The organism is Allostella sp. (assembly GCF_041913585.1).
In the GTDB taxonomy this organism is placed as follows: Bacteria; Pseudomonadota; Alphaproteobacteria; order ATCC43930; family Allostellaceae; genus Allostella.
Map to the genome: position 1 here is coordinate 1 of NZ_JAYSFE010000124.1, position 12,808 is coordinate 12,808.

11 protein-coding genes are annotated in these 12,808 nt (G+C 73.7%); 4 read left to right on the forward strand and 7 right to left on the reverse strand.

Features of this window, described 5'->3' with window-relative positions:
- Nucleotides 1-642 (forward strand): PhzF family phenazine biosynthesis protein (locus tag ACE3Q3_RS19315; RefSeq protein ID WP_374448864.1); only part of this gene is annotated, 642 nt, incomplete at its 5' end.
- Between the two features lie 7 nt (nt 643-649).
- Here the strand turns inward: ACE3Q3_RS19315 and ACE3Q3_RS19320 are convergent.
- The 3 genes from ACE3Q3_RS19320 to ACE3Q3_RS19330 form a co-directional block, all read right to left on the reverse strand.
- Entirely contained in the window at nt 650-1,261 is a 612-nt protein-coding gene (locus ACE3Q3_RS19320; RefSeq protein ID WP_374448866.1) for a hypothetical protein, read from the reverse strand.
- 185 nt (nt 1,262-1,446) lie between these two features.
- Nucleotides 1,447-2,514, reverse strand: coding sequence for a calcium-binding protein (locus ACE3Q3_RS19325; RefSeq protein WP_374448868.1), 1,068 nt, complete (start codon nt 2,512-2,514; stop codon nt 1,447-1,449).
- A 144-nt stretch (nt 2,515-2,658) separates the two neighbouring features.
- Nucleotides 2,659-4,053 carry a calcium-binding protein gene (locus ACE3Q3_RS19330; RefSeq protein WP_374448870.1) on the reverse strand — a complete coding sequence of 465 codons (1,395 nt, stop codon included), beginning with the start codon at nt 4,051-4,053 and terminating at the stop codon, nt 2,659-2,661.
- A 198-nt stretch (nt 4,054-4,251) separates the two neighbouring features.
- Between ACE3Q3_RS19330 and ACE3Q3_RS19335 the strand changes: the two genes are divergently transcribed.
- From ACE3Q3_RS19335 to ACE3Q3_RS19345, 3 genes are read left to right on the forward strand one after another with little or no spacing between them, the layout of a single operon-like run.
- A complete protein-coding gene (locus tag ACE3Q3_RS19335) occupies nt 4,252-5,310 on the forward strand; it encodes a tartrate dehydrogenase (RefSeq protein WP_374448872.1) in 1,059 nt (352 codons plus the stop codon).
- 51 nt (nt 5,311-5,361) lie between these two features.
- Complete coding sequence (locus tag ACE3Q3_RS19340; protein ID WP_374448874.1) at nt 5,362-6,294, forward strand: NAD(P)-binding domain-containing protein; 933 nt, start codon at nt 5,362-5,364, stop codon at nt 6,292-6,294.
- On the forward strand, nt 6,291-7,703 hold the full coding sequence (locus ACE3Q3_RS19345) for a CoA transferase (protein ID WP_374448876.1): 1,413 nt from the start codon (nt 6,291-6,293) through the stop codon (nt 7,701-7,703). Before ACE3Q3_RS19340 ends, ACE3Q3_RS19345 begins: the two co-directional genes overlap by 4 nt.
- A gap of 6 nt (nt 7,704-7,709) precedes the next feature.
- Here ACE3Q3_RS19345 and ACE3Q3_RS19350 read toward each other — a convergent pair whose 3' ends face one another.
- From ACE3Q3_RS19350 to ACE3Q3_RS19365, 4 genes are all read right to left on the reverse strand, one after another.
- The gene (locus tag ACE3Q3_RS19350) at nt 7,710-9,332 is read right to left on the reverse strand and encodes a thiamine pyrophosphate-binding protein (protein ID WP_374448878.1); all 1,623 of its coding nucleotides are present in this window, start codon (nt 9,330-9,332) and stop codon (nt 7,710-7,712) included.
- Nucleotides 9,329-10,558 carry a 3-sulfinopropanoyl-CoA desulfinase gene (gene acdA, locus ACE3Q3_RS19355; RefSeq protein WP_374448880.1) on the reverse strand — a complete coding sequence of 410 codons (1,230 nt, stop codon included), beginning with the start codon at nt 10,556-10,558 and terminating at the stop codon, nt 9,329-9,331. The genes ACE3Q3_RS19350 and acdA overlap by 4 nt, the downstream gene beginning before the upstream one ends.
- A gap of 116 nt (nt 10,559-10,674) precedes the next feature.
- Nucleotides 10,675-11,544 carry a LysR family transcriptional regulator gene (locus tag ACE3Q3_RS19360; protein ID WP_374448882.1) on the reverse strand — a complete coding sequence of 290 codons (870 nt, stop codon included), beginning with the start codon at nt 11,542-11,544 and terminating at the stop codon, nt 10,675-10,677.
- On the reverse strand, nt 11,541-12,581 hold the full coding sequence (locus ACE3Q3_RS19365) for a P1 family peptidase (RefSeq protein ID WP_374448884.1): 1,041 nt from the start codon (nt 12,579-12,581) through the stop codon (nt 11,541-11,543). Before ACE3Q3_RS19365 ends, ACE3Q3_RS19360 begins: the two co-directional genes overlap by 4 nt.
- Nucleotides 12,582-12,808: the final 227 nt, after the last annotated feature.

The window sequence follows — 12,808 nt, forward strand, 5'->3', positions numbered from 1 at the left end:
GCGTTCTTCGTGCCGGAGGGCGACGGCTACCGGCTGCGCTGGTTCACGCCGCAGGTCGAGGTCGATCTCTGCGGCCATGCGACGCTGGCGACGGCCGCCGTCCTCTTCCGCGAGCTCGGTCATGGCGGGCGGGAGATCCGCTTCCACACGATGAAGGCGGGAACGCTGACGGTGACCCGGGAGGGCGAGTGGCTGGCGCTCGATTTCCCGTCGCGCCCGCCGCAGCCGGTCGCGCCGCCGCCGGCCCTGGCTGCCGCCCTCGGCATCGCGCCGGCGGCGGTGCTGGCCGCCCGCGACTATGTCGCGGTCTACGACGACGCCGCCACCGTTCGCGCGCTGCGGCCGGACATGGCGGCGCTGGCCGCCCTCGATCGCTTCGCGGTCATCGTCACGGCGCCCGGCGACGACTGCGACTTCGTCTCGCGCTTCTTCGCGCCGGCCAAGGGCGTGCCGGAGGACCCGGTGACCGGGTCCGCGCACTGCACGCTGATCCCCTATTGGGCCGCCCGCCTCGGCCGCACCGAGATGGAGGCGCGCCAGCTTTCCCGCCGCGGCGGGCACCTGCGCTGCAGCCTCCACGGCGATCGCGTGACGATCGCCGGGAAGGCGGTGCTCTACATGAAGGGCGAGCTCTTTCTCTGAGCCCGGCCTACTTGCAGGCCTTGTATTCCCGCGCCCGGGTCTTGCCCTGGGCGTCCAGCCAGTTGTCGAGCGCCTTGCCGTCCGGCAGCGCCACCACCTCGGTGAAGCGCTGGTAGCGATGGGCGCAGTAGTCGGGGTGTCCGTAGCGCCCCGCGACGGCCATCTCCTCGTTGGCGAGGATGGTGCGGTAGCGGTCGAAGAGGCGCGGCGCGCTGCCCTTCTCGTAGCGCGCGAGGAACCTGCCGTGCTCCTCCTGGGTCGTCAGCAGGCGGCGGTGATGCTTGCGGCTGAAGGTCGCGTACTGATCCAGCAGGTTCTTGCCCTTCTCGGCCTTCCACTGGCAGGTCAGGCCGGTCACCGACATCTCGGTCTGCAGCCGGACCAGCAGGTCGTTCCGCCGGTCCTGCTCGTTGAGGCAGGCCTTGGACGGCAGGTCCTTGGTGCCGACCGAGGGAACGGCCTTGACTGGCGTCGGCGCCGGGGGCGGCGGGGGAGCTGGCGGCACCAGGGCCGCCGTCTGCGGACCGGGGGTGGAAGACCCGGTCGAACTGTCGAAGCTGATGCACCCTGTCGTGACCAGGACGGCCGCAAGACAGAGCCAGCGGTTGAGACGCACCATGCTGCCGGCCTTCGGGGGGAATCGTGATCCCCCGTTAATACCGGAAGGCCTCCTGCCTGTCGACCGATGGCCCGGACCGTCGGGCCGGGGACGGGCAGGGTCGGGGATGGGCCGGGGACGGCAGCGCGCAGAAACGAGGGACGGCCGAGCCTGTCGGCCCGGCCGTCCCCCCGATCCTCCCGTCGTCAGATGATGATCGGCAGGTCGATGACGATCGGCGGCATGATGAACTCGTCGTAGAAGGTGAAGTGGGCGCCCGTCAGCTGGGCCGGCGCCACGTCGAGGACGACGAAGTTGCCGTCGCCGAGGTCGATCGCCGTGCCGCCGAAGAAGGGCATGCAGGCCGCGAGCGCCTCGGCGTCGGTGTCGATGCCGGTGCCGTTCAGGTTGCGCGCGAGCTGGATGACGTCGTCGGCGAGCGAGAAGTCGGTGATGAAGTCGAGCTCGCCGCTGCCGCTGCCGAAGACGAAGACATCGTCCCCGGCCTCGCCGTAGAGCAGGTCGTTGCCGGCGCTGCCGACGAGGATGTCGTTGCCGATGCCGCCGAAGATCTCGTCGACGCCGGTGCCGCCGCTCATCGAATCGTTGCCGCTGCCGCCGACCATCGAATCGGCGCCGGCGCCACCGACCATCGTGTCGTTGCCGGTGCCGCCGTACATCAGGTCGTCGTCGAGGTCGCCGCTCATCCAGTCGTTGCCGACGTCGCCGTACATCAGGTCGGCACCCTGGCCGCCATAGACGGTGTCGTCGCCGTCGCCGCCGCTGACATAGTCGCTGCCGATGTTGCCGTTGACGTGCCAGTCGTTGCCGACGCCGCCGAAGACGCTGTCGGTGCCCTGGCCGCCGCGGGCGAAGTCGGCGCCGCTGCCGCCGTAGACGAGATCATTGCCGGTGTTGCCGTTGATCTCGTCGTCGCCGCCCTCGCCGTCGACCGTGTCGTTGCTGTCGCCACCCAGCATGAGGTCGTTGCCGTCGCCGCCGAAGAGCTGGTCGAGGCCGGTGCCGTCGTTGCTGAGGTTGGTGCCGCCGAACAGGTAGTCGTTGCCGGGGCCGCCGAACATCGTGTCGTTGCCGGCGCTGCCGTTCACGAGGTCGTCGCCCTCGCCGCCCTCGGCGGAGTCCGCCCCCGGGCCGAGGTCGAGGGTGTCGTTGCCGGCGAGGCCGATCACGGTGTCGTCGCCGTCGAGCGCGAGATATTCGTCGCCCAGCTCCGTGCCGGTGAAGAAGTCGGGTCCGCTGGTGCCGTTCGCCATGGTCGCGTCCTCCTGATGCCCCTGCGGCCGCAGCCGGCGGGGGCTATCGGTTGTGCCGGCGTCCCACCGCCGGCTGCTCCTCCGTGCCTCCTCCGTCGCGTGGGCCTCCGCGCTGGTTCATGGGCTCTTCCGGTCTCGCTCCGCCTAGAGGAAGGCGAAGCTGTTGGCGCCGAGATCGCCCGGATCGATGCCCAGCAGCAGGATGCCGTCGCCCCCGCCGATGTCGAGCAGCGTGCCGCCCTCGACCGCCGTCAGCCGGGCCAGCGCGTCCGCGGCGACGACGATACCGCCAAGGCCGCGGTCGAGCACCATGACGTCGTCGGAGGCGGCGAAGTCGGCGATGGTCTCGACCCCCTCGACCGCGGGAAACTCGAAGCGGTCGTCGCCGGCGCCGCCCCACAGAACGTCGCTGCCGCCGCCGCCATCCAGCGTGTCGTCGCCGTCCTCGCCGGACAGTTCGTCGTCGCCGTCCTGGCCCAGCAGGGCGTCGTTCCCGGTGCCGCCGGCGAGCGTGTCGGCGCCGTCGCCGCCCTCCAGCCGGTCGTCGTCGCCGGACCCCGACAGGCGGTCGTCGCCCTCGCCGCCGAACAGGCTGTCGTCGCCGGCGCCGCCGGTCAGCGTGTCGGCCCCGCCCTGGCCCTCGAGCCGGTCGTCGCCGGCGTCGCCGAATCCGTTGTCGTCGCCGCTGCCGCCGAGGACGGTGTCGGCGTCGCTGCCGCCGAACAGGATGTCGCGGTCGGGGCCGCCATAGAGCGCGTCGCGGCCGTCATCCCCCCGCAGCACGTCCTGGCCCGCCTCGCCGAAGAGGACGTCCTCGCCGTCGTCCCCCTGGAGCCCGTCGCTGCCCTCGCCGCCGAACAGGGTGTCGTCGCCGGCGTCGCCGTCCATCACGCCGTCGCTGCCGTCGCCGCCATAGAGCACGTCGTTGCCGGGCCCGCCCTGGAGGAAGTCGGCGCCGAGGTTGCCGCTGACCGTGTCGTCGCCGAGCTGGCCGTTGACGAAGTCGTCGCCGGCGCCGCCGAAGACCATGTCGTTGCCGGTGCCGCCGACCACCGAGTCGATTCCGGCATTGCCGTTGACGTGCCAGTCGTCGCCGCTGCCGCCGATCACGGTGTCGTCGTCGGCGCCGCCGCGCACATAGTCGGCGTCGGGTCCGCCGGTGACCCAGTCGTTGCCGCCGTTGCCGTTGACGTCGTCGTCGCCGTCGCCCGCGTCGATCGTGTCGTCGCCGTCGCCGCCGAGCACGAGGTCCGCGTCGGCATCGCCGTAGATCAGGTCGGCGCCGCTGTCGGTGTTGTCGGTGTTGGTGCCCCCGAACAGGGAGTCGGCGCCGGGCCCGCCCCAGAGGACGTCGCCGCCCGCCGCCCCGAGCACGAAGTCGGCGCCGTCGCCGCCGTCGCCGAGGTCGTCGCCCGGCCCGAGATCGAGGAAGTCGTCGCCGCCGAGGCCGAGCACGGTGTCGTCGCCGTCCAGCCCCAGGAAGGAGTCGGCGCCGATCGTGTCCTCGAAGAAGTCGGGACCGCTGGTGCCTCCGGCCATCGCCCGTACCTCCCGCATCCCAGCAAGATCCTCGGCTCTCGCGGCCGATTCGCCACCAGGGATGGTGGCCCCGGCCCGTCCGGCCCGCAATCGAAACCTGCTCCGGGAACGGGCTCGCCGGCTGGTCAGGGTCCGGCCGCCCGGCTATACCGGCGGACGGTCGGCCGAACGGCGGCAGAAGAGGCGGAGGAACGGAGCATGCGCAAGCACAGGATCGCGGTCATTCCCGGCGACGGCATCGGCAAGGAAGTGGTGCCGGAGGGCTTGCGGGTGCTGGAGGCGGCCGGCCGCCGCTTCGGCTTCACGGTCGAGGCCACCCACTTCGACTGGAGCTGCGAGCGCTTCCACAAGACCGGCCGCTTCATGCCCGAGGACGGGCTGCAGCAGCTCTCGACCCACGATTCGATCTTCCTCGGCGCCGTCGGCTGGCCGGGCGTGCCCGACCACATCTCGCTGTGGGGGCTCCTGATCCCGATCCGCCGGCACTTCGACCAGTACGTCAACCTGCGGCCGGTGCGGCTGATGAAGGGCGTCGAGTCGCCGCTGCGCGGCCGTGAGCCGGGCGACATCGACTTCTACGTCGTGCGCGAGAACTGCGAGGGCGAATATTCCGAGATCGGCGGCCGCCTCTATGCCGGCACCGAGGCCGAGATGGCGGTGCAGGAGACCGTCTTCACCCGCCGCGGCGTCGATCGCATCCTGCGCTTCGCCTTCGACCTGGCGATGCAGCGCAAGAAGCACCTGACCTCGGCCACCAAGTCGAACGGCATCATCCACACGATGCCCTACTGGGACGAGCGCTTCGCCGCGATGGGCAAGAACTTCCCCGAGGTGAAGACCGACCAGTACCACATCGACATCCTGACCGCGCACTTCGTGCGCTACCCCGACCGCTTCGACGTCGTCGTCGGCTCCAACCTCTTCGGCGACATCCTTTCCGACCTCGGACCGGCGGTGACCGGCTCGATCGGCATCGCGCCGTCCGGCAACATCAACCCCGAGCGCAAGCATCCCTCCATGTTCGAGCCGGTCCACGGTTCGGCCCCGGACATCGCCGGCAAGGGCATCGCCAACCCGATCGGCCAGATCTGGTCGGCGGCGATGATGCTGCAGCACCTGGGCGAGGACGCGGCGGCGGCGGCGATCGAGCAGGCGATCGAGACGGTGCTGTCCGAAGGCGGCCCGCGGACGCCCGACCTCGGCGGCCAGGCGAAGACCAGCGACCTCGGCGAGGCGATCGCGGCGGCCCTGGGCTGAGTGGCGGGCGGATCGGCAGACGGATCGGCAGACGGGCAGGGGAGGCGCGGCATGGCGCAGAGCATCGGCTTCATCGGGCTCGGCGCCATGGGCGCCGGGATGGCGGCGAACCTCGCCCGCACCAACGAGGTCGCCGGCGGACGGGGCGTGGTCGGCTACGACGTCGTCCCGGCGGCGGTCGAACGGCTGGTGGCGGCGGGCGGGCGCGGCGCGGGGTCGGCCGCCGAGGCGGCCGCCGGCGCCGACCTGCTGATCCTCATGGTGGCGACCGACGCGCAGGCCGACGCCGCCCTCTTCGGCGAGGGCGCGGCGCTGGCGGCGCTGGCGCCGGGCGCGACGGTGGTCCTGCATTCGACCGTCCCGCCCGCCTATGCCGAGGGGCTCGGCCGGCGGGTGACGGCGGCGGGTTTCGGCTTCGTCGACGCGCCGGTGACCGGCGGCAAGGCCCGCGCCGATGCGGGGACCCTGACGATCATGGCGTCGGGCAGCGACGCCGCCTTCGCAGCCGCCGAGCCGGCGATGCAGCGCTATTCCGGCCGCATCTTCCGCGTCGGCACCGAGCCCGGGCAGGGTTCGACGATGAAGATGGCGCACCAGCTCCTGGCCGGCGTCCATATCGCCGCCGCCGCCGAGGCCCTGGCGCTGGCGACCCGCGCCGGCGTCGACCCGGCGCAGTTCTTCGAGGTGGTGACGGGCGGCGCCGCCCATTCCTGGATGTTCGAGAACCGCGGCCAGCGCATGGTCAAGGGCGACTTCACGCCGACCAGCGCCGTCGAGATCTTCGTCAAGGACCTCGGCATCGTGCTCGACGGCGGCCGCGCACTCCGCTTCCCGCTGCCGATCGCGGCCGCCGCCCACCAGCAGTTCCTGGCCGCCGCCGCCGCCGGCTTCGGCCGCATCGACGACAGCGCGGTCGTCAAGGTCTACGAGATGCTGGCCGGGATCTCGGTCGCCGAGGCGGCCGGCAAGGGCGGCCGGAAATGACGCCGACCCCGCGGCAGGCGCTGGAAGGCGTCCTTGCCGCGGCCGGTCTCGACCCGGCGACGGCCGCCGCCGTCGCGCTCGACGGCGCCGATCCGGTCCTGCCCTCGGGCTTCCGGCTCGGCACCGCCGGGGCGGCGACGCTGGGCGCCGTCGGCGTCGCCGCCGACCGGCTGTGGCGCCGTCGCGGCGGCGGCCCGCAGGCGATCGGGCTCGACCTGCGCGCCGCGGCGATGGCGCTGCGCACCGAGCGGCACGTCACCGTCGACGGCGCTCCGCCACAGAGCCCGTGGAGCCCGATCTCCGGCTTCTACCAGGCGGGCTGCGGCCGCTGGATCCAGTTCCACTGCAACTTTCCGCACCATCGCGACGGCGTGCTCCGGCTCCTCGGGGCAGAGAACGACCGCGCCGCCGTCGCGGCCCGGGTCGCGGGCCGGCGGGCGGCCGAGCTCGAGGACCGGCTGGCCGAGGCGGGCATGTGCGCGGCGATGCTGCGCAGCCGCGCGGAATGGCTCGACCATGCGCAGGGGCGCGCCGTCGCCGGCCTGCCGCTGGTCGAGATCGCCCGCATCGGCGACGCGCCGGCCGAGCCGGTCGACCGCCGCGCGCCCGGCGCCCGGCGGCCGCTCGCGGGCGTGCGGGTCCTCGACCTGAGCCGGGTCATCGCCGGGCCGGTCGCCGGGCGCACGCTGGCCGAGCACGGCGCGACGGTGATGCGCATCAGCGCGCCGCACCTGCCCTTCGTGCCGCCGCTGCTGCTCGACACCGGGCACGGCAAGGTCAATGCCGAGATCGACCTCGCCCGGCCGGGCGGGCCGGAGCGGCTGGCGGCGCTCCTCGCCGAGGCGGACGTGATGGTGCAGGCCTACCGGCCGGAGACCCTGGCGCGTCGCGGCTTCGGTCCGGAGGACGCCGCCCGCATCCGGCCCGGCATCGTCTATGTCTCGCTGTCCGCCTATGGCGGGGTCGGCCCCTGGGGCGGGCGGCGCGGGTTCGACACCCTGGTCCAGACGGCGTCCGGCCTCGCCGCCGAGGAGTCGGGCGGGCTCGGGGCCAGGCCCCGCCACCTGCCGGCGCAGGCGCTCGACTACGCGACGGCCTATCTCGCCGCCTTCGGCGCCATGGTTGCCCTCGAACGCCGGGCGGACGAGGGCGGGAGCTGGCATGTCCGCCTGTCGCTGGCGGCGACCGCGCGCTGGCTCGACGGGCTCGGCCGGGTGCCCGACGCGGAGGCCGCGCGGGCGCGTCCCGATCCGGGCCCCGACCAGGTCGCGGACCTGATGACGGAGACGGAGAGCCCGTTCGGCCGCATCCGCCATCTGCGGCCGGCGCTCGCCATGTCGGCGACGCCGCCCGGCTGGGACCGGCCGCCGGCGCCGCTCGCCAGCCATCCGCCGGCCTGGCCGCAGTAGCAGCGGTCAGATCCGGCCGTCGTAGGCCTGGCGGTCGATCTCGGCCGCGATCAGGGTGAAGCGGTCGGTGCGGTCGCGGGCGCCGAGCAGCGCCGCCTCCAGCCCGGCCAGGTCGCCGACCCGCTCGCCGGCGCCGCCGAAGGCGCGCGCGACCGCGGCGAAGTCGTGCCGGCCGAAATCGACTCCGAGCGCCGGCATCTGCCGCTGGCGCTGCTTGATCTCGATCAGGCCGAGGCAGGCGTCGACGAAGACGACGACCGTCAGCGGCAGGCCGAGCTCGGCCAGGGTCGAGAGCTCGCCCAGCCCCATCAGCAGCCCGGCATCGCCGGTGAAGGCGACGACCGGGCGCCCGGGCTCGGCCAGCTTGGCGCCGATGGCGAGCGGCAGGGCGCAGCCCATGGTGCAGAGCCCGCTCGACTGCAACAGCCCGCGCGGCTCGTGGCACTGCCAGAGCTGGCTCAGGAGGATGCGGTGGGCGCCGGAATCGACGGTCGCGACGGTCTCGCGCGGGAAGACGCGCTGCACCGCCTCGACGATCGCCGCCGGTCCCCAGCGGCCGCCCGACGCGAAGGCGTCACGATGCTGCCGGGCCGCCGCCGCGGGCGCGCCGTCGCTCCACGCCGCGGCGTGCGGCGCGATGCCCCGTCCCAGCGCGTCGAGGCCGGCGCCGACGTCGCAGACGAAGTTCAGCGTCGACTGGTGCATGTAGTGGGTGTTCGCGGCCGCCTGGAACTCGACGACGCGCTGGCGGTCGGGGTCCCAGGGATCGCGCCAGCCGATCCGCATCTCGATCGGGTCGTAGCCGGCGAGCAGGATCAGGTCCGCCCGGCCGAGGAGCGGCATCAGGATGCGGTCGGCGAGCGGCGACAGGCCGGCGCCGCCGAGCGCCAGCGGATGCTCCTCGGGCAGCACGCCCTTGGCCTTGTAGGTGGTGACGACCGGCACGCCGAAGCGCTCGGCGAAGGCGCGCAGGCGACCGGCGGCGCCATGGGCCAGGACGTCCAGGCCCGCCACCATCACCGGCCGCTCGGCCTCGGCGAGCCAGCGGCGGGCGGTCGCCAGTGCCTCGCCCTCGGCGGGTGCGACCGGCGCCGGCGGGCGATGCCGGGAGCGCAGGGGGGCCGCCACGGCCATGTCCGCGACCGCGATCGGCACGTCGACCAGCACCGGGCCGGCGCGGTCGGCGGTGGCGATCGCCACCGCCTTGTCGGCGACGATGGCGGCACCGGCCGCGCTCAGGGTGAAGGTCGCCTTGGTGATCGGCTGGAAGAGGGCGCGGTGGTCGAAGACCTGGTGGGTGTAGGTCAGGGCCTCGTCGGGATCGACCGAGCCGGTCAGCACGATCAGCGGCACCCGGTCCTGGTGGGCGTTGGCGACGACGTTGGCGGCGTTGGCGACACCCGGACCGATCGTCGCCACCAGGATGCCGGGCGCGCCCGTGCGGTGCCAGGCGCCCTCGGCCATGAAGCCGGCGGCGTTCTCGTGCTTGGCGAGCACGAAGCGGATGCCCGCCCGCTCCAGCGCGTCGACCAGCGTCAGCACTTCGCCACCCGGCATGCCGAAGGCGAAGCGGCAGCCGGCCTCGCGGAGGCGCCGGGCGACCAGGTCGGCCGCCCGCGGCGGCATCATTCGGCGGCGTCGCGGCCGGACGCCGCCGGCCCCCGGTTGCGCAGCCAGCCGTCGCGGGTCTGCGGCAGCTTCCAGCCCAGCACCTTGGAGGCGACCAGGGTGCGCAGCACCTGGGCGGTGCCGCCGCCGATGGTGAACATGCGGACGTCGCGCGCCATCCGCTCCAGCGGCAGCTCGCGGGAATAGCCGCGGGCGCCGTGGAACTGGAGCGCGTCGTTGACGATCCGGATCGCGGCCTCCGAGGCGAAGATCTTGGCCTGGGCGGCGAGCGCGGGGTCGGGGAAGGCGCTGCCGCCCGGGCCCTTCGAGCGGGCGGCGGCATAGAGCATCAGGCGCGAGGCGGTGAGCTGGGTCTGCATGTCGGCCAGCATCCATTGCAGGCCCTGGAACTCGCCGATCGGCCGGCCGAACTGTTCGCGCTCCCGGGCGAAGGCGACGGCGTGCTCCAGGGCACCGGCCGCCACCCCCATGGCGACGGTGCCGGCGCCGACGCGCTGGCTGTTGTAGGCGTTGATGAGGTCGCCGAAGCCGCGCGCCCAGCCCGACGGCGGCATCACCACCATGTCGTCGGCGACCTCCATGTCCTCGAACACCAACTCGCCCTCGGGCATGCCGCGCAGCCCCATGGTCTGCTCGCGCCGCACCATCCGGAGGCCCCGCGTCTCGCCGCCGATCGCCAGGAAGCCGCCGATGCCGAGGCTCCGGCCGGCCTCGTCGTAGGCGCGGGCGAAGACGAGGTGCAGCTTCGAGACGCCGGCGCCGGTGATCCAGTGCTTGCGGCCGTTGATGACGAAACGGTCGCCGACCCGGTCGGCGCGGGTGGTCATCGCCGTCGCGTCGCTGCCGGCGTCCGGCTCGGTGATGCAGATGGCCGGCTTGTCGCCGGCCAGCACCAGGTCGGCGGCCAGCCGCTTCTGCTTCTCGCTGCCGTAGTGCATGACGGTCGAGATCGCGCCCATGTTGGCCTCGACGACGATGCGCGCCGTCACCGTGCAGGCCTTCGCCATCTCCTCGATCACCAGCACCGCGTCGAGGAAGGACGCGCCGCGGCCGCCATAGGCGCGGGGCACCGTCATCCCGGTGAAGCCCGCCTTCGCCAGCGCCTCGACGACGTCCCAGGGATATTGTTCCGAACGGTCGGTCTCCGCCGCGCGCGGCCGCACCACGGCATCCGCGAACTCGCGTGCCCGCGCCTGGAGGGCGCGCTCCTCGGCAGTCAGACCCAACGGCATGTTCCGATCCCCTTCCAGTCCGGCAGCCGCATCATATTCAGGATCATTGGGGCCGGCACCTGGATAAATTCACGTAGCTTGATACTGCCGGTTCGTTACCCGACGGTCCGTCACTTGGCCGCCTGGCGCAGCGCGCCGAGCACCGCCTCGAGCAGCGGGGCGGTCCGGGCGCGCTCGCGGTAGACGAAGGCGACGCTGCGCACCGCGTCGGGGTCGTCGATCGGCGACACGCGCAGGCGGCGGAACGGCAGGTCGGCGACGCTGCGCTCCGGCACGATGGCGATCCCGAGGCCGCGCTCGACCATCACCAGGATCGCCTCCAGCGAGTCGAGCTCCATGAACTCGTCGGGGACGAGGCCCTTGCGCGCGAGATAGCGGTCGATCACCTGGCCGACGCCGATCCGCCGGTCGAAGCGGATGAAGGGCTGGCGGGCGAGCGCCGCCGGCCCGGGCGGCGCCTCGGCCGCCGGCGACGAGACCAGCGCCAGCCGCTCGCGCAACAACCGCTCGAAGCGCAGGCCGGCCGGCCGATCCTGCGGCTCGGTCACGATCGCGGCGTCGAGCGTGCCGTCGGCGACGCGGCGGATCAGGGTCTCCGAGAGACCCACCTCGATCCGGACGCGGATGCCGGGATAGCGCCGCCCGATGGCGATCAGCCCGTCCGGCAACAGGCCGATGGTGGCGGTCGAGATGGCGCCCAGCGTCAGACGGCCGGCCAGCGTCTCGCGATCCTGCACGGCCTCGCGGATGCCGGCGGCGAGCGCCAGGATCTCGCGCGCCGGCTGGACGATCGCGATGGCGGCCGCCGTCATCGCCGGCGGCCGCATCGCGCGGTCGAAGAGGGCGACCCCCAGTTCCCGCTCCAGGGCCTTGATCTGCATGCTGACGGCGGACTGGGTGAGGCCAAGGCGCCGGGCCGCCTCGACGAAGGACTGGGCGTCGTGGATCGCCACCAGCGTCTGCAGCGCCTTCAGGTTCATGGCGCCGCCGCGACCGCCTCCAGGCGGCTGCGAAAGTCCCGGTAGCCTTCGATCGGCCCGACCGTCGCCGCCTCGTAGACGCCGCGGGCGACGGCGCGCGCCATGGCGTCGGCCGCCAGCGTCCCGAGGCGGGCGAGCCACAGCGGCCGCGGCTCGGGCAGGGGGGTGCGCCCGGTGGCGACGGCGAAGATCGTGTCGCCGTCGAACGGGGTATGGACCGGGCGGATCGCCCTTGCGAAGCCGTCATGGGCCATCAGGGCGAGGCGCCGGACTTCGGGCTGGGTCAGTTCGGCATCGGTGGCGACGACGCCGATGGTGGTGTTGGCGCCCGGCAGGGCGCGCTTGCCGTCCATGTCGGCGGCCGGGTCGAGGCGGACGGGCGGCGGCGTCTGCCCGCCCATCTCGTCCGCCTGCTCCAGCGCCCAGGCGTGGAAGGTCGCGGTGCCCGGGTGGACGACGCTGCCCCATGGGTTGGCGGCGACCAGCGCCCCCACCGTCGGGCCCTCGGCGAGCCGCCAGGAGGCGCTGCCGAGCCCGCCCTTGAGCTGCCCCGCCCGCGCGCCCATGCCGGCCCCGGCATTGCCCAGCCGGAACTGCGGGCCGGCGGCGGCGCAGGCGGCGATGGCGAGGCGGCGATAGGGCGGGTCGTCGCCCCAGCGCTTGTCGCCGCCGTTCGTCAGGTCGAAGAGGATGGCGGTCGGCACGACCGGCACGACCACGCCGGCGAAGGCGAGGCCGCGGCCGGCCGCGGCCATCCAGCCGCGCACGCCCGACGCCGCGTCGAGCCCGAAGGCGGAGCCGCCCGCCAGGACCAGCGCCTCGACGCGCCCGCCGGCGATGCAGGTGAGGTCGAGCGCATCGGTCTCGGAGGTTCCGGGGGCGCCGCCGCGGACGTCGACCGCGGCCACGGCGGGCCGGTCGGCGAGCAGCACCGTGACGCCCGTGCGCACGCGCGCGTCCTCGGCATTGCCGACCGCGAGGCCGGCGACGTCGGTGATGAGGTTGCGGGGGCCGGGCAGGACGGGGGCGATGGGCATGGCCGACACCCTATCCGAAGCGCCGGCATCCGTGGCAATGATTGGCGAACGCCGTCCGGTAGGGGGAAACGACCGCATGCTCTACGACGTCACGATCCTGACGCTGCGCCCGGCGACGGTGCCGGCGGCGCTGCCGCGCCTCCAGGAATGGCTCGAGACCGCGCCGCAGAAGGGCGAGCTGCTCGGCTGCTGGGTGGCCGATGTCGGCCTCCTCAACACCATCTTCC

What these genes read in the sequence shown, in the direction of transcription:
- ACE3Q3_RS19320 (WP_374448866.1), bottom strand. Translation starts at nt 1,261, where the DNA reads ATGGTGCGTCTCAACCGCTGGCTCTGTCTTGCGGCCGTCCTGGTCACG.
- ACE3Q3_RS19325 (WP_374448868.1), bottom strand. Translation starts at nt 2,514, where the DNA reads ATGGCGAACGGCACCAGCGGACCCGACTTCTTCACCGGCACGGAGCTG.
- ACE3Q3_RS19330 (WP_374448870.1), bottom strand. Translation starts at nt 4,053, where the DNA reads ATGGCCGGAGGCACCAGCGGTCCCGACTTCTTCGAGGACACGATCGGC.
- ACE3Q3_RS19335 (WP_374448872.1), top strand. Translation starts at nt 4,252, where the DNA reads ATGCGCAAGCACAGGATCGCGGTCATTCCCGGCGACGGCATCGGCAAG.
- ACE3Q3_RS19340 (WP_374448874.1), top strand. Translation starts at nt 5,362, where the DNA reads ATGGCGCAGAGCATCGGCTTCATCGGGCTCGGCGCCATGGGCGCCGGG.
- ACE3Q3_RS19345 (WP_374448876.1), top strand. Translation starts at nt 6,291, where the DNA reads ATGACGCCGACCCCGCGGCAGGCGCTGGAAGGCGTCCTTGCCGCGGCC.
- ACE3Q3_RS19350 (WP_374448878.1), bottom strand. Translation starts at nt 9,332, where the DNA reads ATGATGCCGCCGCGGGCGGCCGACCTGGTCGCCCGGCGCCTCCGCGAG.
- ACE3Q3_RS19360 (WP_374448882.1), bottom strand. Translation starts at nt 11,544, where the DNA reads ATGAACCTGAAGGCGCTGCAGACGCTGGTGGCGATCCACGACGCCCAG.
- ACE3Q3_RS19365 (WP_374448884.1), bottom strand. Translation starts at nt 12,581, where the DNA reads ATGCCCATCGCCCCCGTCCTGCCCGGCCCCCGCAACCTCATCACCGAC.